Below are 23,403 nucleotides of genomic sequence, written 5' to 3'. Positions count from 1 at the left end.
GCCGACTGCTGGCTTATGTTTGACTATTGAGATAGTGCTGGATGTGACGGCGGGCGCGGTAGGTTTTTACGCGACTGATCCAGCTCTTTTTGGGATGTTGGTTTGGATCGGTGTCAATTTCAACGGTGTCGCCCCAGGCGAGTTTGGAGAACGGATAAGCCCGCGCGCCGTTGATACGGCCTCCTTTGCATTGTAAGCCGAGGTCGGTATGCACGGCAAAGGCAAAATCGACGACGGTTGCATCTTCGGGCAATATAAAGGGATCACCTCTGGGTGTGAGGGCGACAATTTCTCGGGTAAAGAGAATGCGTTTGAGTTCCGTCATCAGGTGATGGGAGGCATCGGCGCGGTCGTACCAATCGACAAAATCGTGCAACCAGCGCGTGCGCCGTTCTTCATGCTGCGCGTCTCCGCGCAATGCGGCTATTCCAAATTCGCCCAGACGATGCATTGCAGGGGTTTGAATGTGGAGTTCGTAGCGTTGATCCCTGTGGTGGACACAGGTATGCAGGGCTTGATAACCATTGCGTTTGGGCAGGGCTATAAAGTCTTTGAAACGCTCCATAACGGGCAGGAAGTGCTCGTGCAAAATGCCCAAAGCCAAATAACACAGACGACGACGCGAGACAATGACTTCGACTGCGTAGCGATCCTGAATTTGATTGAGGGGACGATGTTGCATTTTGCGGTAGATGCTACCCAAACTTTTCTGTTGTACGCGCACACTTGTCCGCACGCCGTTGGCGTTGAGCAAGTTGCGAATTATGTCCTGGAATTTTGCGAGGTGCCCGGTCTGTTCTGTTCTAAATGTAGTCTGTATCTGATTCGCGATTCGCGGTTCAAGGCAGCAAAGACTGCGGTCTTCGAGTTCGCGACGAATGCGGGCCATGCCCAATAGGTGCGATAGGGGCGCATATATATCAATGGTTTCTCGCGCAATGCGTTGTCGCCTGTCGATTTCTGAAATACCGTCGAGGCTACGCATGTTGTACATGCGGTCAGCTAATTTGAGAATGAGTACGCGCGGGTCTCTTCTGGCATGGGTGAACAGATGTTGCAAGGTGGCAATGCGCCGCGCCGTGCGACCGGCTTTTGATCCTTCTACTTTTGTAACGCCGCTGACGAGGGTGGCAATGTTTTTGCCAAAGGTGGGTTCAATGTCGTTAAGGGTCAGGGCAGAGTCTTCAACGGCGTCGTGCAATAGTGCCGCTGCCATCATTTCCGCGTCGCTCGCAAAGCCCAATTCAGAAGCCAGGATGAGTGCCACGCCAATGGGATGGGTGATATACGGTTGCCCGGCATCGCGGTCCTGGCCTTCGTGGCTGGCATTGGCAAAGTGGTAGGCATGCCCGACGAGCGGATGATTGCGCTGGGGAATTTGTACCAGCAATTTCCGCAGAGGCTCGCGTATGGAAATCAGGTGTTTGGTATTCACGACGCGCTCGCTTTGTCGAACCAGCTTTTGATGGCTTGTAATAAATGGTCTGGTGCTCGAAACGCCCGATGTTGAACTGGCAATGCTTCGAGAAAAGCTCGCCCATAAAAGGTGGATAAAACCCGACTGTCAAAGACGATGACAATACCTTTGTCGGATTTGTTGCGTATCAGGCGGCCAAAACCCTGGCGAAATTTGAGAATGGCTTCGGGGACCGAATAGTGTAAAAATGGATTTTTGCCCTGTTTTTCGAGTTCTTCCATGTGCGCCGCAACGAGGGGTTCAGATGGGACGGCAAAAGGCAGGCGAATAATGCCCAGGATTTCGAGGGCTTCGCCGGGGATATCTACCCCTTCCCAGAAACTGTCGGTTCCAAGCAGCATTGCGCGGCGGTGGGTCTTAAAGCGGTCGGTAATGCTGCCGCGCGCACCGTCTATTCCCTGTCCCAGGAGTAAGATACCATCGGACGATAGATCGTTTTTGAGTGCATCATAAGACTGGTTGAGCATGCTGTAGGACGTAAATAATGCCAGCGTGCCCCGTCCGATTTTGCGTGCCAGATGGCGCAGCAAATCGTCAACAGCCTGTTGAAAATGAGGGGATTTGGGTGATGGCATAAATTGCGGTACGCAGACGAGGGCTTGTAAATTGTAGTCAAAGGGCGACCCCAGACAACGCGTTTGTACGCGCTCATCGGGCATGGTGTCGAGCCCCATGCGTTGAAGAAAGTAGATGAGTTTGCCGCGAATGCCCAGAGTGGCCGATGTGAAGACGATGGTGCGCATTTTGTCGTAGAGCGCGTCGCGCAATACTTCGGCGACGTGCAGGGGCGCGGAGAACAGGCGCGTGTCACTGCTGTTTTCTCGGGTTGGCAATTCAACCCAGTAAACGCATTGTTCATCTTCGGGATGGGTCAAGTGGTTGAGGGCTGCGAGGAGGTCGCTGCATTCCTGTGCGCGTCCGTCGAGTTCGTTGACGAGTTCGTCTTGATTGGGAAAGGTGTCGTCGGGCAAGTCTTTGAGCCAATCACACAGATTTTTTAAGCTGTTATTGAGTTCTGCACCCGCTTTTGCGAAGTCCCCAAGACTTTCACCAACCGCCTCAAATGTATTTTCACCCGGGCGATAGCGCACTTTTGGCGTGTAGTAAAATTTGCGGCTGCTCTGTTTTCCGTACAAAAATTCCGTGAGGTCTTGAAAAAAGGTCTGCGCTTTGAGATAGATGTCTTCGGCGGCGTTTACGGCCCGCCCAATGCCTTTGTCAAAGGTGGCGAAGATATTGTCTTTGAGATCGGCTACACCGATCCAGTGGCGCAATGCGGGCAGGGTGCCGGTGCTCTGAAAACCCGGACTGCGCAGTTGATCGGAAAAATTTTTGATTTGCCATATATTGAGTTCGCACCCCAAATATTGTGCGGCAATTTTTTCGATGTTGTGGGCTTCGTCCAGGATGAGGTCTTCGTATTCGCCCAGCACGGCATTTTCCGAGACGATGTCGGAAAAGAGCAGGGAGTGATTGATAACTACGATATGTGCTTTTTGGGCAGAGCGGCGCACGGCATTGGCAAAGCACTGCCCGTTGGTGCGGCACTTTTGCGAGCGGCAATACCCCGAGTCGGAACACACTTTTGACCACAGACTGGCATAGCGACGCATATCAAAGCCGTTGTTTTCCGAAATGTCACCGGTTTGCGTTTGTTCTGCCCATATAACGAGGGATAAAGCGCCTTCGCGCTCGTCTTCGGTAAAGAAGGTTTCGGTATTGGCGAGTGCGGCATGCCACCGATTGCGGCATATATAGTTGCTGCGACCTTTGAGCAGGACATAGCTGAAGGGTACATTCAGGGTGCGTTCGAGGTGGGGCAGGTCTTTGAAGAATAATTGTTCCTGAAGATTTTTGGTATTGGTGGAAACAATGACGCGGCGGCCATTTTGTGCGGCGTGGTGAATGGCCGGGGTGAGATAGGCCATGGATTTGCCCACGCCTGTGCCCGCTTCGGCGACGAGGAGATGGTTGTTGTTGAAGGCATCGGCAATGGCGCGTACCATCTCAATTTGTTCGGTGCGAACTTCATATCCTTCGGTTTGTTGGTCAAATGTGCCGCCGGATTCAAACAGGGTGCAGAGCATGTCGGTGTCGAGAGGCGCGTGGTCCTCTGTTTCAGTTCGGGGTTCTTCGCCGCCCACGTTGGATAGTGGGAGGCCATCTGCCCCGCCACCGCGAATGCGGTTCATAAATTCGTTTTTGATCGCTTCGTTGCCCAGATCGACAAAGATGTTGAGCAAGGGGCTATTTGTGCCTTGCAATAGCCGCAGGATGTTTCGTTTGTTTTCCAATGAGGTTTCGCGCAAGACCCCGACGACACCCGGGTATATGCCTGCGAGTTGCTCGGCGTCGCAAAGTGCTTTGTGTGCTGAGCGGGATTTGACTTCAAAATAGTCCGCGAGCGTATTCGCCCGATGGTCGGATAAATTGGGCAGGGCAATCCGCGCGAGGTCGCGCACGCTGTGTATGTTGTTGCCAAAGGGCAGGCCAGAGGCGTCAGATAAAAAGCGGGTTTCAAATCGACCCTGGTGTACGATGAGGGGCTGGTCGCCGGCAAAGGTCATAAAGTTTTCGATTGCCGCGTTGATGCGGGGTGCGTTTCTCACGTCTTTGAATGCTATGCCCGTCAGGCGCGTTGTTTCTTCGGGTACACCCATTTGGGGGCGCACATAAGTTTGAAAGCGATCGACTATTTCGCCATCTTTGACTTTGAAAGCACCGATTTCGATTATTTCGGCTTCTTTCGGGTTCAGACCCGTGGTTTCGAGGTCGAGGGTTATGTAGGTGTGGAGGATAGACATGTAGAATGAAAAAATCCTGGATGCTTTAAGTTGACTCTTTGGGTTCTGTGCAGTATCATAAATGCCGACCGGTTTTGATTTTCCGATCGGCTCTTGCAGGTGGCGATTTATGAATTATACATTACAAAGCCCTGAATTTCAAGGGTTATTGCGGAGGTGAGATGAAGGCGTCTGTTTATCTGGGACCCGAGCGGGTTGAATTGCGCGATATTGCGGAACCCAAACCGGGTGATGATGAGGTGCTCATCAAGGTGGCACGGGCGGGTTTGTGCGGCACGGATTTGCATGTTTATCAGGGGCACATGGATCAGCGGGTGCAAATTCCTCTGGTGATGGGACACGAAATGTGCGGCGAAATTGTAGGTGTTCCGAAAGATGCCGAGTTCAAAGTAGGGGATCGCGTGGTGGTTGAACCCACAGTGGCATGTGGCGCGTGTGCGGCTTGCCGACGGGGTCATCGACATATTTGTCAGAATCTGGATTTTTTGGGTATTGACTCTGCGGGGGCATTTCAGGCTTTTTGGAATGCACCTCTCGATCGCCTGCACCGCGTACCCGATGCACTGGACGACGATGCTGGCGCACTTATTGAACCGCTTGCGGTCGCTGTCCACGATGTTCGGCGTGCAAAAGTGGAATTGGGTGATCGCGCGGTTGTGATTGGCGGCGGTCCGATTGGGATACTAATTGCAATGGCGGCGCGATTGGATGGGGCCGAGGTGGTGATTTCCGAAGTGAATCCCTTTCGTTTGGCAAAGGCGAGGGCATTGGGCTTTGAGGTTGTGAATCCATTGGAAATAGATCTTCTCGCATATACAGAAGATTGGACCGGGGGCGCGGGGGCAGATCTCGTGTTTGAAGTTAGCGGCAGTGCGCCCGGCGCAAAGATTATGACCGAGTTGGCCCGGGTTCGCGGAACCATTGTGCTGGTTGGAGTACACGCTGAACCGCCGCCTGTGGATTTGCAGCGATTTTTTTGGCGGGAATTGCATCTGGTGGGGTGTCGCGTGTACGAACCCATAGATTTTGAGCGGGCAATTCGATTGGCGGCATCTGGCGCGGTTGATGTAAAAGCACTGATTACGGATACGCTGCCACTGGATGATGCGGCAAAAGGGTTTGAACAGATGGTGGCGGGTGGCGAAGTGATGAAGGTGCTTTTAGATTGTCAGGCGTGATAAAGCGCGAATAGACGAATAGACGAATAGACGAATGGCAATACATACTGGTTTTGGGGGGATGGGCGGGGTTCGTTGATTCGTTGATTCGCAGATTCGTAACAGGGGTTATTATGGGAATTTTGGATAAGTTTGATTTGAGCGGTAAGACTGCACTGGTGACGGGGTGTCGGCGCGGTATTGGCCGCGCTTTTGCCCAGGGGCTGGCAGAGGCAGGTGCCGATATTGTGGGGGTGAGTGCATCGCTGGCGTCGGGTAGTGAAGTAGAAAGGGATGTCGCGGCATTGGGCCGTAGTTTTCTCCCTTATGCGTGTGATTTTTCCGATCGAGATGCTTTGCGGGCTTTTATAGCACAGGTGAAAGCAGATGTCGCTCAGGTCGATATATTGGTGAATAACGCGGGTACGATTTTGCGGGAACCCGCGGTGGATCATCCCGATGAATACTGGGACGAGGTCATTGAGGTAAATTTGAATGCCCAATTTGTTCTCGCACGCGAGTTTGGCAAAGAGATGGTCGCGCGCGGAGGTGGCAAAATTGTTTTTACAGCGTCGTTGCTGAGTTTTCAGGGGGGTATTACAGTTCCGGGTTACGCCGCTGCCAAAGGGGGTATTGCGACTTTGACGATGGCACTGTCAAATGAGTGGGCGAGCAAGGGGGTGAATGTCAATGCTATTGCGCCGGGGTATATTGCAACGGATAATACCGAAGCCCTGCGCAATGATTCTGTCCGTTCCGAGCAAATTTTGACGCGGATTCCCCAGGGAAGATGGGGACAGCCGGATGATTTGAAAGGCGCGTGTGTGTTTTTGTGTTCGGATGCGGCCAATTATGTCAATGGTGCGATTTTGACGGTGGATGGTGGATGGATGGGGCGGTGATTAAACAACATTTTTTTGGAGATTTGATATGGAATACAGGCCGTTTGGGAAGACCGGTTTGGATGTTTCGGCGATTGGATTTGGGTGCTGGGAACTCGGTGGGAATTATGGTTATTTTGATGAAGGCGAAGTGATTGCGGGTATTCACAAGGCACTGGATCTGGGGATTAATTGCTTTGATACGGCCGAGGGCTATGGAAAGGGAAAATCAGAGGCCCTGCTCGCGCGCGGGCTGGGGAATCGACGCAAGGATGTGATTGTGGTGACAAAGGTTGGTATTGGATATACGGATTCGGGACGGGAAAAGGGGCGCGACAGTCGCAGGGAGCGGATTATGGCGTCGGTAGAGAATAGTTTGCAGTTTTTGAATACGGATTATATCGATGTTTATTTGATTCATTGGCCCGATCGGCACACGCCTTTTGAAGAGCCTATGCAGGTGCTGGAAGATTTGATTCAGCAGGGTAAGGTGCGTTTTGGAGGTGTATCGAATTTCAAGGCGGAAGAGATCGATACGTGCATGAAGACGCGGCGGGTAGATGTGGGACAATACGGCTATCACATGTTTGATCGGCGCATGGAGAGGGATGTTTTTCCCTATTGCGAAACGCACGGTATTGGGATGATGGGATATGGCTCTCTGGCGCATGGGCTGCTCGCCGGAGCATTTGATGAGAATACGACATTTGAGACAGAAGATTGGCGGTCTAAGGGTGGGTTGTTTAATATGCCTTTGTTTACCGAGGAGAATTTCCCGCGCAATCTGAAGGTGGTGGAAGCGTTAAAACAGATGGCAGCGGATCGCGGTACAGCTATATATCACCTCGCGCTGGCGTGGGTGTTGTCCAACCCCGTGATCAGCACCGCACTGGTTGGCGTGCGTAAACCCGAGGAGGTGGTGTCGAATATGGGGGCATTGGAGGTGGCGTTATCCGAAGACGATAAGTGTGCTATTGATGCGATATTTGAGAATTACGGGGTGGATACGCGCCCGGATATTTGGGTGGAGTAGGCTAAAAAAGATATAAAAAATAGGGAATGGGCAATCTATACTTGACAAATTAAAGCATGCTGGACTATAATTAAGACATAGCCTTCGACCTATCTGCCTTCGTGGAGGCATTAGGTTTGAGATTATAACCATTTTCACAAAGGGAGAGAATTATGTCGCAAGCTGTAACAAAACGATGGAGCAAAGCCCAGATTGTAAGCGCGATCGCAGAAAGTACCGGTCTGAGCAAAAAAGATGTAGGTAGCGTTCTCGATGGGTTGGACGGTGCCATTGAAAGCCATATCACAGCAGGTTCTGTCGGTGAATTTGTGTTGCCTGGTCTGCTCAAAATCAAAAGGGTCGAAAAACCGGCCCGCGCAGAACGAGAGGGCGTCAATCCCTTCACTGGCGAAAAAATAACCATTGCAGCTAAGCCCGCTTCGCAGGGTGTAAGAATTTCAGCTCTCAAAAAACTGAAAGACATGGTTTAGTAATTGTCGCATTTAGGGAACCGTCGCAAAGCCCAGCCTTTTAAGGTTGGGCTTTTATTTTTTTCTTATTGTGGGTATGTTTTGCGGGACTGGACAAAATATCGCGAAATGATTACTTTCAAAGTCGCAACCAGAAAGCGATAATCCAATCGCCAAGGAGGCAAAATGCGGCGGTATATTATGGGAGTATTTTTGATCGTATTTGGGGTGTTATCTGGCCTGGTCGATACAACTGAGGCCGTTGAAGTCGTTCTCAAATCGGGTCGCGTTGTGCGAGGCGAACTGGTTCGGGAGACCGCGACTTCTATTACGCTTCAGCTTTCTTCCAGTCGGATTGAAATTTCCAAGTTGAGTATCAAGACGATTGATGGACGTTCTCCTTTTGAACAGCCAAGATCCCGCACGGCTGTGTCTTCCGATAGTACAGGTAAAATGGAAGTGCAAATTCCCGCAGGCGATTTTCTCATGGGAGATACTCGAGATAAAAATGCCCCTGTACACAAGGTTTATCTCGATGCGTACTGGGTTGACACACGCGAAGTAACCAATACTCAGTACCGCGAATTTGTGACGAGCACAGGGCATGCGGCTCCCCGGTATTGGGGCGAGGCCAAATACAACGATCCCAACCAACCCGTTGTGGGTGTTTCGTGGGATGACGCCAATGCCTATTGTTCATGGAAGGGCAAACGACTGCCCACCGAAGCAGAGTGGGAACGCGCAGCACGAGGGGCACAAAGCCGTCTTTATCCCTGGGGCGACCGTTTTGACGTCACGCGAGCAAATACCCGAGAGACTCGGAACCGGCGCCCATTGCCTGTGGGGGCCTTCCCCGAAGGTGCTACCAGTGAAGGCTTACTCGATATGTCGGGCAATGTGTGGGAATGGTGCTGGGATTGGTTTGACGAAGGATATTACCGCGTCTCTCCGCTCCACAATCCCACGGGCCCAGAGGCGGGAAAAAAGCGCGTCATAAGGGGCGGGGGCTGGAGTGCTCCCCATATTCATATGGCCCGACGGCGAGGTGAAAAGCCCGATAAAACCTATCCTTCTCTGGGTTTTCGATGTGCCAGATCGGATACTGAGGCACAGGCGAAACAGTGAGTTAAAATAAAAAGCCGCCAAATCAGCGGCTTTTTTTGTGAACTTTCACAAAACCATTACAGGTCGAGGTCGTCCAAACCCTCCAGTTCATCCAATACCTCGTCTTCGCCTACTATGGTATCCGACTCTCGAATTACTACCAGAATGGACGCCTGGGGCACAATGAGATATTTCTCCCCTTCAAAAGAGATCTCCATCGCGGCTTTTTGCAAAAATAAGGCAAAATCGCCTTCCTCAACTTGCAGGGGCAAATACCGCGGTTCTTTTGGAGAATTGCGCCAGGGTTCATCGTCTTCAGGCGTTTCTGGCAGCGGCAGACCAGGGCCTGTGGCCATAATGCGACCGCTCTGTACTTCCTCTTTTTCGACTACGGTTTGAGGCAAATAAAGCCCCACTTTGGTTCGCTCTTCCAAATCTTCTCGCTTGACCAAAACGCGGTCGCCAATAACGACGAGTTCTTTGTTTCCTATTTGCATTGCATTTTCTCGCTCAATGAGTCCGTCACACATCTGAACAATTATTTGTGAAACTTAAAAAATTGTATCGCAAGTGTCAACAGTTTAGGGGTAAAACTATTTGAATAATAAAATCTTGACAAATGGATGGATAAGGTATATTATTTTCACCGCGTTGTAATATACTTTTGATTATGGAGCCGTTCCATGTTGTTTTTTGTGCCAACAATGCAAATGCCGATGCCCGTCGTTGTACGGGCTACTCGTGTTGTACATTCCCATTGTGAGCAGGAGCATGGATAGCGGATCATTTTAGTCGTTTGCATAAAAAAAGCCGTTGGAATGTTCCGTTCCAGCGGCTTTTCATATTGAGAGGCGATACTTGGAACGGGTGATCGGACAGGAGCGAGCGGTTCGATTTTTGACCGAATTGATTGAAAGAGATCGAGTCCCGCACGCGTTGTTGTTTTTGGGCACTTCTGGCACGGGTGCAGTGGCTGCGGCATTGGATTTTGTGCAGGCATTGCATTGTCAGGGAGATGCTGCTGTGGCCTGTGGACGTTGCGCTGCCTGCCACAAGGTGACAAATCTCAATCATCCGGATAGTGCGTTGCTCTTTCCTTTTTCCTCTCGCGTGAAAGAGGAAGATAGGCAAGCTGCACTGTTTCAGGTATGGCAATCGCCTTATCACTATTCATTGCCCGATGACAATGCAGCGATTGCTATTGATCGCGTTCGGGAGATGCAGCGGCAGTTTACGCACAGTGCTTTTGCGGGGGGCTGGCGCACGACTCTTATTTTACACGCGGATCAAATGCGCGCAGAGGCGGCCAACGCTATGTTGAAAACTCTGGAGGAACCGCCTGTTCGGTCGCTGATGATTTTGATTGCGTCCCATGGCGATGCGTTGTTGCCCACCATTGTGTCGCGGTGTCAGTTTGTGAAATTTCCCGCGCTTTCGGCTCAGGATATCAGTGTTGGGTTGACGGCGAGGGGCGTTGATGAGACAACGGCAGATTTTATTGCACGCACGTGTGGCGGCGACTTGCGCAGGGCATTGGATATGACCGATGGCCATATCGCAGATAGGCAAGATCGATCTTTCAAGTTTTTGGAAGCGTTGTTGTGGGAGCAGGAGGAGCGCACGTTTGAGGCCCTGGCAAAACTCGACCGACAAGAGGCGTTGGATATTTTGGCAGGTGCAGAAATCTGGCTCAGGGACGCGCTGTTGCTGCAATGTGGTCGGGATGATCATATAGCCAATGCCGCGCAGGAGGACAATGTCGGGCGTTTGGCAGAGGTTTTTGATCTGGACCAACTCGCCGCAACAGTAAAAAAGATTGAGTCTCTGCGGGAGATGAATCACCGCAATGTAAATATGAATCTGGGCTTGATTTCGCTCTGGCGACAGATCAGGTCCTTTTGAGTGGGTGTAGAAAAATGGGCACATTTTATATTACAACACCGATTTATTACGTCAACGATGAACCCCATATCGGGCATGCGTACACGACGATTATGGCTGATGTGCTGTCGCGTTTTCATCGTCTGGCTGGCGATGATGTGTTGTTTTTGACGGGTACGGATGAGCACGGGCAGAAAGTGGATGAGGCGGCGAAAAAACGCGATTTGTCGCCGCAGGCACAGGCAGATGAGATGGTGGTGCGATTTCAGGCGTTGTGGGAGGTCTTAAATATTTCTAACGATGATTTTATTCGCACAACCGAAGCGCGGCACAAGCGCGTTGTCTCCGAGATTTTGCAACGCATTTACGATGCGGGCGAGATTTATTCCGATAATTACGAGGGCTGGTATTGTATCCCGGACGAGCGGTTCTGGACGGAAAAGGATCTGGTTGATGGTAATTGTCCGGATTGCGGTCGGCCTACGGTGAAAATTTCGGAGAAGAATTACTTTTTTAGAATGAGTAAATATCAGGACTGGCTCATTGAGTATATTCAAACACATCCCAATTTTATTCGGCCGGAAAAACGGCGCAACGAGATCCTCGGATTTTTGCGCCAACCGTTGGGCGATCTGTGTATTTCTCGTCCCAGGTCGCGTTTGGAATGGGGGATTCCGCTTCCTTTTGATGACGATTATGTTTGTTATGTTTGGTTCGATGCGCTGATCAATTATATCACGGCACCGGGTTATATCGCCGATGATGCGCGTTTTGAGCACTGGTGGCAGGCGTCTTGTCATTTGATTGGCAAGGATATTTTGACCACGCATTGCGTGTATTGGCCCACGATGCTCAAGGCGATAGGTGTGCCATTGCCCAAAACGATTATGGGGCATGGTTTTTGGCTCGTGGATGAGACAAAGATGGGGAAGTCGCTGGGCAATGCGATTCGGCCTCTGGATCTGGCGGATAAATACGGGGTGGATGCGTTTCGGTATTTTCTGGTGCGCGATATGACGCTGGGGCAAGATAGCGATTTTAGCGAAGAGGCTTTTGTTCAGCGTTATAATACCGAGTTGGCCAATGAGTTGGGCAATTTGCTGAATCGCTCGGTGGTGATGGCTACGCGATATTTGGATGGGGTTGTGCCCGCTGTGGATGGCGACCACGTGGCGCTCGACGCTTTGAAAGCGCTGACGGAGGAGACGCTCAATGCGGTGGGCAAAGCTATTGATGAGATGAATCCCAATGCGGTGCTGGATGCGGTTTGGCGATTGGTGCGGGAGGCCAATCGGTTTGTCGAGGTGCAGGCACCCTGGAATTTGGTGAAGGATGTGAGCAAGAGGGCCGAGCTTGAGGTGACGATTTACGCGTTGCTGGAGACTATGCGGCAACTATCTGTATTGCTGTTTCCAGTGATTCCCTCAAAGGCCTGTGAGATTTGGCGACAACTCGGTGCAAAGGGTTCGCCAGAGGATGTTCATTTGGATGATTTAAAAACATGGGGAGGTCTGGACGCCAATTTGAAGGTTGCACCTGGCGATCCAGTGTTCCCGCGTATTGAGGAGGTCAATGTGGCAGAGGAAAGACCAGAAGAAGAGTTGATTTCTTTTTCAGATTTTCAGAAGCTCAAATTGCGCGTGGCAAAAATTGACGCGGCCGAGCGCGTGAAGGGGGCGGATCGCCTGTTGCAGTTGCAGATCAGTTTGGGCGATGAGCAGCGCCAGATCGTCGCCGGGATTGCCGAGTTTTACGAGCCGGAGGCACTCGTTGGGCAGCAGATTGTGGTGGTTGCCAATCTGGAGCCAGCGACTATTCGCGGTGTCGAATCCCAGGGTATGCTGCTGGCTGCTGCCGATGATCACGGCCTTGCGCTTATAACGCCAGATGGTGAGATTAGTGATGGGGCAGAGGTTAATTGAAAAGCAAATAGAGATTACAATTCGCCCATTGCGGTTCAGCGATGCAGCAGCAGTACAGCGCTATGCCTCTGATGAGCGCGTTGCGCGTACTACTACCATACCCCGACCATATCCGGAGAATGGTGGAGAAACTTTCGTCAGGACAGGTATTAGAGCACACGAAAATAGAGAGGCGTTCTTTTTTGCTATTGTTGCAGATGGCGATATGGTTGGAGTGGTAGAACTCGGGGCGTTTAATTACGAAAAACGCAGCGCCCGATGTGATTACGGAATCGCATCGTCGCACTGGGGCAGGGGAATCACGACCAGGGCTGTTGCTCTCGCGCTAAACTACGCGTTCTGTGAACTCGGCATGGATATCGTTCATTCGGCTTGCCTGAAGCGCAATCCGGCCTCCGCTCGTGTTCTGGAAAAGAATGGGTTTCAGGAGACGGAAGGGTTTATCTATAATAGTTCCAAGTTCGAGAATGAACCCGCACGGCGGTTTCAACTGACCCGGCAAGCGTGGATGGCGGCGCAGGCTGAAGAGTCCAGCTAACGCGATTTCCCTACTGCTACGATGTAAAAACTTAGGAGGATTGGAAGATGAATCAAACCTATACTGCGCTTATCCAGCAACGAGAAGATTGGTGGATTGGGTGGATTGAAGAAATTCCCGGTGTAAACTGTCAAGAGCGAACCAGAGAAGAATTGCTCGATTCTCTGAGAATTACACTTCGGGAAGCCCTGGAATTTAATCGCAAGGAATCAATAAATATAGCTGAAAGCGGATACCAAGAAGTTGCAATCCAAATATGAAACGAAGAGAATTGCTCAGACATCTCAGAAGACACGGTTGTAATTTAATCCGTGAAGGTCGTAAACATTCTTGGTGGGGTAATGTTGTGCTAAATACCAGAAGTGCAGTGCCCAGGCATACAGAAATTGATGATCGGCTTGCCAAAAAAATCTGTAAGGATCTGGGAATACCAAACCAAGGATCCTAATAAGCTACGCTTGTACTTAGTTTTAGCTACTGTGAAACTGGAAACAGACGCAATATAAAATTGTACTGATTACCAAAGAGTAATCGGGGCAGATGATTCTTGCCTCATGCTCCACGGAGAAAACACAATGTCTGATCATAAAGGGGTGCGTGAAACATTGGTTGAGATGAGCGTTACATATAGCATTGAAGTCAATGGGCGGTTTGTTATTATTGAAGATGTTCCCGCTCGGGTTAATGTTGAGACGGGAGAAAGGTTCTTTTCTCCAGAGACTGTCGAATGTTTGCAACAGGCGGTTTGGGAACGATGTCAACCCGTTCGCACTATTGAAACACCTGTGTATGATTACGCTGCATTAACCTAAATATAGCCGACGGTTTCGTTTTTTAGGATTTCTACATGCTTGTCGATTCACACGCGCATTTGATGTTTCCACAGTTTAGAAAGGATCTGGACGATTTGCTTGCCCGGGCGCGAGCCGCGGGGGTGGGGCAGATTGTGAATGTGGGTACAAATTTGGATACGAGTCGTGCGGCTATTGCGCTTGCTGAGGTACGGGACGATGTGTTTGCTTCGGCGGGGTTTCATCCGTCGGATTCTGCGAAGGCAGATGAGGCGGCTTTGAAAAAATTGCCCGCGCTTTTGAAGCATCCGAGAATTGTTGCGGTTGGCGAGACAGGGCTGGATTTTTATCGCGATTACGCGCCGCGCGAGGTTCAGGAACGGGCGTTTCGGGCACATATTCGTCTGGCGAGAGAGATGGGCCTGCCGCTGATTATTCACAGTCGGGGTGCTGAAACGCGGGTGTTAGATGTGTTGGAGGATGAGGGTGGATCCGATGTGGGCGGTGTGATGCATTGTTTTGGCGGGGATATCGAAGGAGCCAAGCGCGCGGTGGATCTCAATTTTTATCTGGGTTTTGGCGGTATTGTCACTTTTAAAAATTCGGGTGCGTTGAAGGTTGCATTGGATGTGCCCGCTGAGCGGTTGCTTTTGGAGACGGATTGTCCGTTTCTGGCACCGGCGCCAAAACGCGGCAAGCGCAATGAGCCAGCTTATGTGCGCTATGTCGCCGAGTATCTGGCCGATGCAGGATGCGGGGATACTGAAGATGTTTGTCGGCAGACGACGCAAAATGCTCAGGCTTTGTTTGGATTGGGATCAACGTGAAAACGAAGACGCGGCTGGGCCAACATTTTCTCACAGATGGCGCATCTATCGAGCGAATCGTAGAGGCCGCACAGGTTGAGAAAGAAGATCTGGTCGTAGAAATTGGTCCTGGACGAGGTGCGTTGACGGACCTTTTGGTTGAGCGGGCAGGTCAGGTGGTCGCTATTGAGATTGATGGGGCGTTGTGTGATCTGCTTTCGGATCGGTTTGGTTCGCGGTTAAAAATTGTATCAGACGATGTGCGGCAGGTCAATTTGCCCGCGCTTGTCGAAAATGAAAAACGAGAAAAAGCGATTCTGGTGGGCAATTTGCCCTATCATATTACGGGCGCGCTTATCAGGCAAATTACAGATGCTCGAAGGGTTTGGAAACGCGCTGTGATTACAGTGCAGCGCGAGGTGGGACAACGCATGATCGCGCCGCCGGGCAGCAAAATATATGGCGTGTTGTCGGTTGTTACACAGGTGCGGTGTGTCGCAAAACGGTTGTTTGATCTGCCTCCCGCGCATTTTTATCCGCGACCCAAAGTGCATTCTTCTGTGTTGATGCTGGATTTTGAAGCAAATTCTGCTTATGATATTGCAGATGAAAGGCGTTTGTTTGGCGTGGTGCGCGCCGCATTTCAGCAGCGGAGGAAAATGGTGCGCAACGCGCTATCTGGTGTGGTAGATGATGAGATTTTGATAGAGGCGAATATCGATGGTCGCGCGCGTCCCGAAACCATATCGATAGATGGATTTGAACGGATTTGCCGCGCATTGGCTGTGCGAGGTCGTCGTGACTAATTTGAACAGGGCAGCATAGGACAAAAATAGAAATATTCCACAGCATACAAAGCGCGAATAGACGAATAGACGAATCCCGCCACCCAAAGTCAGTGCGAGTTTCGATTCGTTGATTCGTTGATTCGTTGATTCGTTTAACAGAAAGGGATTTGTTATGCCCATTCCAAAGTCAGATAAGATCTGGTTTAATGGGAATTTTGTGGGTTGGGACGATGCCAAAATTCACGTGCTGTCCCATGTGGTGCATTACGGTTCGAGTGTTTTTGAGGGGATACGGTGTTATCATACCGAAAGAGGACCGGCCTGTTTCAGGCTTCGAGATCATGTGAAAAGGCTTTACGATTCTGCCAAAATTTATCGCATGGAAATTCCCTATACGCAAGATGAACTGGAAGCGGCCATTTTGGAGACGATTCGCATTAATAACTTGCAAGCGTGTTATGTCAGGCCCGTGGTTTTTCGGGGTTTTGGCGAATTGGCTGTCAATCCAATGCCCTGTCCGGTTGAGGTGGTGATCGCGGTGTGGGAATGGGGTAAGTACCTGGGTCCAGAAGCTCTGGAAAAAGGCGTGTCGGTTCGGTTTGCTTCGTGGAATCGCCTGGCACCCAATACCATGCCTTCGCTGGCCAAGGTGGCGGCAAATTATATGAACGCACAATTGATCAAGATGGAGGCGATGGCCGATGGATATGCCGAGGGCATTGCCCTGGATACACAGGGTTATGTGAGCGAAGGTAGCGGCGAGAATATTTTTATGGCGAAGAATGGGCAGATTTACACGCCCTCTACCGGGTCGTCTATTTTGCCCGGTATTACGCGACATTCGGTTATTACACTTGCCCGAGATTTGGGACATACGGTAACGGCGCGACCGATTCCAAGAGAGTCCCTGTATATTGCCGATGAGGTATTTTTTACGGGTAGCGCGGCAGAGATCACGCCGATTACGGCTATTGATCATATCAATATCGGCTGTGGTTCTCGAGGTGAGATCACAAAGAAGTTGCAGGACGCCTTTTTTGCTGTTGTGGAAGGTCGTGCGGAAGATAAGCGCGGCTGGTTGACGTATGTTTGATGAGGTAAAAAAAAAGCTGATTGCTATGAAAAATAAAAAAATCGCTGTTATTGGTGCAGGCAATATGGGAGGCGCGCTGATGGCCGGTTGGATTCGGTCGGGAGAGATCGCGCCTGAAGATATCACGGCGGTGGATCTGATTGCTGAGGTGTTGGATCAGAGAAGGCGCGAGTTGGGTGTCCAGGTTGCAGGAGATGCGCGCGAAGTGGTGGGCCATCAGGATATTGTGGTGTTGGGTGTGAAGCCTCAGTTTTGGAAGCAAACCGTTGTGGGCTTTCGGGATTTGTTGCACGGTGATCAGGTGATTATTTCCTTCATGGCGGGTGTGCGTATTGCGGCATTGGAAGCGGAATTGGGTTCTCTGCCCGTTATTCGCGCGATGCCCAATGTGCTGGCGCAGGTCGGTGCGGCGGGTTCGGGAATATGTGCTGGCGCACATGTGGGTGAGGATCATCTGAGTCTGGCGCTGTCTCTGTTCAATGCGGTTGGTGCAGCGGTCGTTGTTTCAGAATCACAGATGGATGCGGTGACTGGACTCGCGGGCAGTGGACCTGCCTATGTGTACGCGGTAATTGACGCGCTGGCAGATGGCGGGGTGCGGTCTGGTTTGTCAAAAGATATGGCGTTGACACTGGCGACACAGACTGTGCTGGGAGCTGCGCGTATGGTTGCCGAGAGCGGCGATCATCCGGCAATTTTGAAAGATCAGGTGACGTCGGCGGGCGGAACGACGATTGCGGGTTTGCACGCGCTGGAACAGGGCGGTTTGCGCGCTGCTTTGATGGATGCTGTTTTGGCTGCGACAGAACGATCAAGTGTGTTGGGAGAATGAGATGATTGCGGTTATCGATTACGGGATGGGGAATTTGCGAAGTGTTCAAAAGGCGTTTGAACACGTTGAGGCAAAGGCTGTTATTGTCGATAGACCCGAGGATATCGACGCGGCCGAGCGCGTTGTGCTTCCCGGCGTGGGTGCATTTGGCGATGCGATGAACAATTTGAGAACAGCGGGATTGATCGCACCCATTATAAGGGCTATTTCAGAAGGCCGACCCTTTTTGGGCATTTGTTTGGGATTGCAATTGATGTTTGCCGAGAGTGAAGAAATGGGGCGGCATAAGGGATTGGATATTTTGCCGGGAAAAGTGAAGCGTTTTCCCGAAGGGCAGCGCGTTCCGCAGATTGGGTGGAATGAGGTGCAAATTCAGCGCGAGACAGCGCTTTTAGATGGCGTGCCCGACAGGTCTTATTTTTATTTTGTCCATTCTTTTTTTGTGGCGTCTGAGCGCGATGAAGATGTGGTCGGGGTGACGGATTACGGGATTGATTATGCGTCAATTGCCGGAAATGATCGGGCTTTTGGCGTGCAGTTTCACCCCGAGAAAAGTCAGGATGCGGGTTTGAAAATTTTGAAGAATTTTGCGGAGAAGGTGTAGAATGCTGGCCAGGCGAATTATTCCGTGTTTGGATGTGAAAAACGGTCGCAATGTGCGCGGAGTCAAGTTTTCAGCCGATAAAGACGCTGGCGACCCCATTGAACTCGCGAAACGCTATGATGCAGAAGGTGCCGATGAACTGGTGTTTTACGATATTACGGCATCGGCGGAGAAGCGCGATATTGTCGGCAAACTCGTGCGGCGCGTGTCCGAAGAGGTGTTTATTCCCTTTACGGTTGGCGGGGGCGTTCGCACGTATTATGATATTCGCACTATTATCGAAGGGGGCGCAGAAAAAGCGTCGATCAATTCGGCTGCCATACACACGCCTGAAATTATTACGCAGGGGGCTGAGAGTTTTGGGTCGCAGGCAATTGTGGGGTCAATTGACGCAATTCGACAACCGAATCTCGATCAAATAGAGGATGGGCGTTGGGAAGTGGTTATCAATGGCGGGCGCACATATACTGGGCGAGATGCCCTCGAATGGGCTGAGGAACTGGTAGATCTCGGCGCGGGTGAACTGGTTTTGAACAGTATTGATGCAGACGGTACAAAAGATGGATACGATATTGAATTGAACCGCAGGGTTGCCGAGCGTGTGGATGTACCGATTGTAGCGTCTGGTGGCGCTGGTGGGCCAGAGGATATGTACGCGGTGTTGTCCGAAGGCAAGGCAAGCGCGGCACTGGCTGCGTCGATTTTTCACTACAATCAATACAGTATTGGGGAAGTCAAAACCTATCTCGCAGAACGCGGGGTACCAGTGCGCCACAAAATCGAAATTGATTTGACATGAGTGGGACAAAAGAACACGAAATTGATCGCAAAGCCTTATTCGCCGATATACAGCGGGTAGTGGTAAAATTGGGTACGCGGGTGGTGACGGCACATGGCAACACACTGAATCTCGCGGTGATTGACCGTCTGGCTGCCGATGCGGCGCGTTTGAGAGATCGCGGTTTACAGGTGGCAATTGTGACATCCGGAGCCGTTGGTGCTGGCATGGGGCAATTGGAGTTGAATAATCGGCCGAGGCGCTTGGCTGATTTGCAAGCTACGGCTGCGGTGGGGCAGGGATTGGTGATGGATGCTTACAAAAGGGCATTTGAAGCACACGGTATTTTGGTGGGGCAGGTGCTGTTGACATCGGATGATCTGGACAATCGCACGCGATATGTGAATGCGCGCAATACATTGGACCAATTGTTTCGGTATGGTGTTGTGCCTGTTGTCAATGAGAACGACAGCGTGGCGGTGGAAGAATTGCAATTGTCTGTGGGCGAAAATGACCGCCTGTCCGCAATGGTGTCGCATCTGGTGGATGCGGACATGCTGGTGTTGTTGACCGATGTCGATGGGTTGTTTTCAAGTGATCCCTCAAAAGACCCAAACGCGCAACTGGTTCGGTCTGTGCATGGGATGCCCGAAGAACTCTACGCAACTGTGGGGTCTTCGGGGAGTGCGCTGGGACGTGGGGGAATGCGCACAAAACTCAGGGCAGCCGAGGCCGTGATGCAAGGTGGGCAGATGGCAGTAATTGCAAATGGATGTATAAACGGTTTGCTCGAAATTCTGGATGGGGCAGATTGCGGCACGTTATTTGTGGCGGATAATCGCAGTTTGAACAGCAGAGATTTGTGGTTGGCGCATTCCCGAAAGCGAGGGGGTGTGGTCGTAGATGATGGCGCAGTGGTAGCTTTGAGCGATGGCGGCAAAAGTTTGTTGCCTTCGGGTATTATCCGCGTTATTGGCGATTTTGAAGTTGGTGAACTCATCGGTGTTGAATCAAAACAACGCGTCGAGGTCGCGCGCGGATTAACGAGATTTGACGCCGATGATGTGCGGCGTATTCGCGGAAAAAAAACGCCAGAAGTTGCAGAAATTCTCGGGATCAACAATGGCGCAGTGGTTATCCATCGGGATGATATGGTGGTGTTAAATCGGAGGTAGAAAAACCGACAACTGACTTTGGAGATTGTGTTATGCGCTCATTTTATCGAGGACAAAGTACGGTGTTGCCGGAAAACAGTCCGATGTTACCGGGAAGTGCAAGGCGACGCCTGAATAGATTTTTGATATTTGCACCCGTGGTGCTTTCCCTTTATTTGTTTTTTGTGGGAGATAGTGGGATTTTCCAGCTCATAATGCGCAAGCAGCAAATTGCCGTATTAAAACAGGAAATTGAAACTATTCGCCAGCAGAATGCGATGCTGGAACGCGAGGTGAAATTGCTGGAAAACAATTTGGGTGAAATTGAACGCATTGCTCGAGAGCGCTATGGCATGGTGTATCCCAATGAATCGATTTACATGGTCTATCCCAATCCACCAACAGCATTGGAGTCGCCGTGATTTGTCAGACCGATGGGTTGGTGTTGCGCGGTTTTCGCATGAGTGAAAGCAGCAAGGTTGTGGTGCTGTTTTCTCGCGATTACGGGAAGTTGCGTCTGGTAGCCAAAGGCGCGCGACGACCCAAAAGCAAATTTGGCGCGAGTCTTGAACCGATGACGTGGGGGCATTATGTTTTTTATCGACAGGATAATCGAGAGTTGCAAATATTGAGCGAAGGCGATATTGCACACGCTTTTGAACCGGTAAAACAACACTATGGTCGGATGGCAGCCGGAAGCGCGATATGCGAATTTCTGGATTATATTACAGAGGATGAAGACCGCAATCCACTTTTGTTTAGTATTGTACTTGAAGCGATGCAATGGGTGGGGAGCATTGCTGAAATAGCGCTGGATGTACCGGTGTGGTATTTCCAAATTCGCGCTGCGAGTGCGGTGGGGTATCGCCCCCATATGAGTGGGTGTGTTCAATGTGGTGCTCGTCTCCAGGGACACCGTCTGGGGTTCAGCCCCGGCCTGGGCGGCACTCTGTGTGACAATCATGCAGGGGCGGGCATGCGCGTGCGGTTCGAGACGATAAATTTTATGGCGCATCTACAAGTGGGGCGTCCCGACCGCATTGATCTTTCCCTCTTGCGGGGTGTAAACCGCGCAGAGGTGACGCGAATATTGCGCGCGTTTTTTGATCAACACATCGAATCGCGCTATCGTCCAAAGGCGCTGGATTTTTTTGAACGCTTAAGGGCAGCAGAGCCTGCGGTGCCTTATCGCGCAGAGATATAGGATTTGTGATGAATCGACTTCTACAGCGCTGGTTGGAGCGCGAAAAGCCATTATTTCCCAAATTGCGCGCCATTCCACTGTTTCGGGAACTGAACCGCCGAGAGATGGAGGCAGTGGTGCAACTTATAGAAATTCGCAAATATTCAACAGGCGATGTTGTTTTTGAACAGGGTGCACCGGGAGACGGCGTTTACGTGGTGTTAAAAGGGTATGTAGAGGTAGTTCAGAAGGATGGCGAAGAGGACAAGAAAGTGCTGCTTGCCCAATCTGAATCCGGTTCCTTTTTTGGTGAAACAGCACTTTTGAAAGGTGTGCCGAGAACAGCGACAGCAGTGGCGACAGAAGATACCAAATTGGCACTTTTCTCACGAGACGCACTGCACCAGTTGGCGGAACAGCGACCGCATCTGGGGGTAAAAATTGCCATTCAACTTTCGCGGATTGTCGCGGAGCGATTGCGGCAAACCAATCACAGTTTGCAGGTGGCCCGAGATGAACTGGCGGCAAAACAAAAAGAGGACGGAGAAGACGAGTCATGAATGAACCCTCTTCTGGCGGCCTGGGCACTGCTCAGATTTTGCGTATTGTGATTTTTTTGGGCCTCATCGTTGTGATGGTCTGGTTGCTATATACTATTCGAAGTACGCTGGTCCCTTTTTTTATTGCATTTGTGCTGTCGTATTTTCTCATGCCCGTGGTTGATTTTCTCGAATCGCACCGCTTAAATCGTCTTATCGCCGTGGTTGTCGTCTTGCTGGCTGTTTTTGCAATTGTGGTCATTCCGCTTATTGTGGTCGCGCCTATGATTGTGCGCGGTACAGAGGATATGGTCAAGAGCATTATTGGTGAGCAGGGCACATGGTACTGTGTGGTGGAAAATACGGGCGATGATGTGGTGAAGATTGATCGGTTTGAGAGCGAACTAGAAGATTTTAAGGTCGATGGCTTGCCCCTGGAATTGACACCCGGTGGGGGAGACGCAGAATCCGCTGTCCCACAGGCCAACCCAAAAGTGGTCGGTGGGCGAGACACACTGCGCGTGGTATTTTCTCCACAAGCGGATGAACTGCGCCAGGCGTCTTTGAGGTTGTACGGTTCGTCTGGCAGCCGGGAAGATTCTATTGTGTTGACGCTTAGAGGGAATATGGAGGATGTGTCATCGGTTTCGGATACAATGGCTTCGGTTCAATTTGGCACATCTAAAATTTTAATCTCGGCGACAAAACATGCGTTTGGCAAATACAAGCCCAGTTCTTTGATGGCATTCAAGTCAGTTTATGAAACTTCATTCCTGCCGTGGCTGAAATCAGCTCAGACCTATCTCGAAGAAATTTTGCCAATGCTCAAGGGCCGCGATTGGGAGGAAGAAATTTTACCAATGCTCAAGGGCCGCGATTGGATACAGGCCGCGAATCAGTACCTGCAAAACGTCGTGACAATTTTGCTTAAGGAAACTCCCGGATTGGTCGGGCAATTGCTATCGGGGCTTACCTTGTTCATCATTGTGCCTTTTGCTTTATTCTTTTTTTTAGCAGAGGGCAGAACGATCAAGCGTGCGATTATCGAGCAGGTGCCAAATCGATATTTTGAACTGATATTAAATCTGTTGCATCGCATTGACAGGCAATTGGGGAGCTATATGCGCGGTATGGTGTTATCTGTAATAATTGTTTCGATTCTGTCAAGCACCGGACTTTATATCATTGGTCTGGAACATTTTTTGGTGATTGGTCTTCTCGCTGGTTTGGCCAATGTAATTCCCTATATGGGACCTGCGATTGGGATTATTGCCGGTGTTGTTGCCGCTGTATTGCAATATTCTGCGCTGAGTTTTGGTGTGGTTATTCCAGTGATTATAGTGTTTGCGATCGTTCAGCTCGTAGATAATGTTTTTGTCGCTCCTATGGTGGTTGGGCGCAGTGTTAATTTGCATCCTCTGCTCGTCATTTTTGCGGTGTTCGTTGGCAGCGAGTTGTTTGGCGCAGTTGGCATGTTATTGGCCGTGCCCACAACAGCGGTGATTAAAGTATCTGTGCGGACGATTTATGAGGGGTGGCGGAGTTATTCGGTGTAAAAAAGGGGCGGTGACCGCTATTTAAGGAGAATG

Annotated in this window: 25 protein-coding genes; 22 read left to right on the top strand and 3 right to left on the bottom strand. The window is 50.8% G+C overall.

All coding sequences use genetic code 11. The features are described 5' to 3' along the window. Positions 1-13: 13 nt before the first annotated feature. Together F4Y39_15990 and F4Y39_15985 are read right to left on the bottom strand one after the other, a co-directional pair. Entirely contained in the window at positions 14-1,435 is a 1,422-nt protein-coding gene (locus F4Y39_15990; GenBank protein ID MYC15224.1) for a bifunctional (p)ppGpp synthetase/guanosine-3',5'-bis(diphosphate) 3'-pyrophosphohydrolase, read from the bottom strand. Continuing rightward, positions 1,432-4,281, bottom strand: coding sequence for a hypothetical protein (locus F4Y39_15985; GenBank protein MYC15223.1), 2,850 nt, complete (start codon positions 4,279-4,281; stop codon positions 1,432-1,434). The genes F4Y39_15990 and F4Y39_15985 overlap by 4 nt, the downstream gene beginning before the upstream one ends. 161 nt (positions 4,282-4,442) lie before the next feature. Between F4Y39_15985 and F4Y39_15980 the strand changes: the two genes are divergently transcribed. The 5 genes from F4Y39_15980 (at position 4,443) to F4Y39_15960 (ending at position 8,926) form a co-directional block, all read left to right on the top strand. Beyond that, complete coding sequence (locus F4Y39_15980) at positions 4,443-5,459, top strand: alcohol dehydrogenase catalytic domain-containing protein (GenBank protein ID MYC15222.1); 1,017 nt, start codon at positions 4,443-4,445, stop codon at positions 5,457-5,459. Between the two features lie 119 nt (positions 5,460-5,578). Beyond that, entirely contained in the window at positions 5,579-6,340 is a 762-nt protein-coding gene (locus F4Y39_15975; GenBank protein ID MYC15221.1) for an SDR family oxidoreductase, read from the top strand. Positions 6,341-6,368: 28 nt separating this feature from the next. After that, on the top strand, positions 6,369-7,352 hold the full coding sequence (locus F4Y39_15970) for an aldo/keto reductase (protein ID MYC15220.1): 984 nt from the start codon (positions 6,369-6,371) through the stop codon (positions 7,350-7,352). Positions 7,353-7,504: 152 nt separating this feature from the next. After that, on the top strand, positions 7,505-7,822 hold the full coding sequence (locus F4Y39_15965; GenBank protein ID MYC15219.1) for a DNA-binding protein: 318 nt from the start codon (positions 7,505-7,507) through the stop codon (positions 7,820-7,822). A gap of 165 nt (positions 7,823-7,987) precedes the next feature. Then, complete coding sequence (locus F4Y39_15960; protein ID MYC15218.1) at positions 7,988-8,926, top strand: formylglycine-generating enzyme family protein; 939 nt, start codon at positions 7,988-7,990, stop codon at positions 8,924-8,926. Between the two features lie 56 nt (positions 8,927-8,982). On the opposite strand, the gene F4Y39_15955 is transcribed toward F4Y39_15960, so the two are convergent. Continuing rightward, entirely contained in the window at positions 8,983-9,402 is a 420-nt protein-coding gene (locus tag F4Y39_15955; protein MYC15217.1) for a co-chaperone GroES, read from the bottom strand. A 316-nt stretch (positions 9,403-9,718) separates the two neighbouring features. Between F4Y39_15955 and F4Y39_15950 the strand changes: the two genes are divergently transcribed. The 17 genes from F4Y39_15950 to F4Y39_15870 all read left to right on the top strand — a co-directional run bounded on the left by F4Y39_15950 (position 9,719) and on the right by F4Y39_15870 (position 23,370). Further along, positions 9,719-10,807: a hypothetical protein gene (locus F4Y39_15950; protein MYC15216.1), complete on the top strand. Its 1,089-nt coding sequence runs from the start codon at positions 9,719-9,721 to the stop codon at positions 10,805-10,807. 14 nt (positions 10,808-10,821) lie between these two features. Further along, positions 10,822-12,708 carry a methionine--tRNA ligase gene (metG, locus tag F4Y39_15945; GenBank protein MYC15215.1) on the top strand — a complete coding sequence of 629 codons (1,887 nt, stop codon included), beginning with the start codon at positions 10,822-10,824 and terminating at the stop codon, positions 12,706-12,708. Then, complete coding sequence (locus F4Y39_15940) at positions 12,674-13,246, top strand: GNAT family N-acetyltransferase (protein ID MYC15214.1); 573 nt, start codon at positions 12,674-12,676, stop codon at positions 13,244-13,246. The genes metG and F4Y39_15940 overlap by 35 nt, the downstream gene beginning before the upstream one ends. A gap of 47 nt (positions 13,247-13,293) precedes the next feature. Further along, positions 13,294-13,506 (top strand): type II toxin-antitoxin system HicB family antitoxin, encoded by a 213-nt coding sequence (locus F4Y39_15935; protein ID MYC15213.1) that lies wholly within the window; start codon positions 13,294-13,296, stop codon positions 13,504-13,506. Continuing rightward, positions 13,503-13,694: an addiction module toxin, HicA family gene (locus F4Y39_15930; GenBank protein MYC15212.1), complete on the top strand. Its 192-nt coding sequence runs from the start codon at positions 13,503-13,505 to the stop codon at positions 13,692-13,694. The genes F4Y39_15935 and F4Y39_15930 overlap by 4 nt, the downstream gene beginning before the upstream one ends. A 127-nt stretch (positions 13,695-13,821) precedes the next feature. Continuing rightward, entirely contained in the window at positions 13,822-14,058 is a 237-nt protein-coding gene (locus F4Y39_15925; protein MYC15211.1) for a hypothetical protein, read from the top strand. 35 nt (positions 14,059-14,093) lie between these two features. Further along, positions 14,094-14,864, top strand: coding sequence for a TatD family deoxyribonuclease (locus F4Y39_15920; GenBank protein ID MYC15210.1), 771 nt, complete (start codon positions 14,094-14,096; stop codon positions 14,862-14,864). Continuing rightward, positions 14,810-15,649: a ribosomal RNA small subunit methyltransferase A gene (rsmA, locus tag F4Y39_15915; protein MYC15209.1), complete on the top strand. Its 840-nt coding sequence runs from the start codon at positions 14,810-14,812 to the stop codon at positions 15,647-15,649. The genes F4Y39_15920 and rsmA overlap by 55 nt, the downstream gene beginning before the upstream one ends. A gap of 154 nt (positions 15,650-15,803) precedes the next feature. Beyond that, a complete protein-coding gene (locus F4Y39_15910) occupies positions 15,804-16,724 on the top strand; it encodes a branched-chain amino acid transaminase (protein ID MYC15208.1) in 921 nt (306 codons plus the stop codon). Positions 16,725-16,749: 25 nt separating this feature from the next. Further along, positions 16,750-17,556, top strand: coding sequence for a pyrroline-5-carboxylate reductase (proC, locus tag F4Y39_15905; protein ID MYC15207.1), 807 nt, complete (start codon positions 16,750-16,752; stop codon positions 17,554-17,556). Between the two features lies 1 nt (position 17,557). Further along, entirely contained in the window at positions 17,558-18,160 is a 603-nt protein-coding gene (gene hisH, locus F4Y39_15900) for an imidazole glycerol phosphate synthase subunit HisH (GenBank protein ID MYC15206.1), read from the top strand. Between the two features lies 1 nt (position 18,161). Beyond that, a complete protein-coding gene (gene hisF, locus F4Y39_15895) occupies positions 18,162-18,959 on the top strand; it encodes an imidazole glycerol phosphate synthase subunit HisF (protein MYC15205.1) in 798 nt (265 codons plus the stop codon). Next, positions 18,956-20,113, top strand: coding sequence for a glutamate 5-kinase (proB, locus tag F4Y39_15890; protein MYC15204.1), 1,158 nt, complete (start codon positions 18,956-18,958; stop codon positions 20,111-20,113). The genes hisF and proB overlap by 4 nt, the downstream gene beginning before the upstream one ends. A 32-nt stretch (positions 20,114-20,145) precedes the next feature. Beyond that, entirely contained in the window at positions 20,146-20,514 is a 369-nt protein-coding gene (locus F4Y39_15885; protein MYC15203.1) for a septum formation initiator family protein, read from the top strand. Continuing rightward, positions 20,511-21,296 carry a DNA repair protein RecO gene (recO, locus tag F4Y39_15880; GenBank protein ID MYC15202.1) on the top strand — a complete coding sequence of 262 codons (786 nt, stop codon included), beginning with the start codon at positions 20,511-20,513 and terminating at the stop codon, positions 21,294-21,296. Before F4Y39_15885 ends, recO begins: the two co-directional genes overlap by 4 nt. An 8-nt stretch (positions 21,297-21,304) precedes the next feature. After that, on the top strand, positions 21,305-21,835 hold the full coding sequence (locus tag F4Y39_15875) for a cyclic nucleotide-binding domain-containing protein (GenBank protein ID MYC15201.1): 531 nt from the start codon (positions 21,305-21,307) through the stop codon (positions 21,833-21,835). Then, positions 21,832-23,370, top strand: a complete 1,539-nt coding sequence (locus tag F4Y39_15870; protein ID MYC15200.1) for an AI-2E family transporter — start codon at positions 21,832-21,834, stop codon at positions 23,368-23,370. Before F4Y39_15875 ends, F4Y39_15870 begins: the two co-directional genes overlap by 4 nt. Positions 23,371-23,403 lie beyond the last annotated feature (33 nt).

It is taken from the genome of Gemmatimonadota bacterium (assembly GCA_009838845.1).
GTDB lineage: Bacteria > Latescibacterota > UBA2968 > UBA2968 > UBA2968 > VXRD01.
Note: the sequence above shows the minus strand (reverse complement) of the source record. Positions and strands in the feature narration are given on the sequence as shown.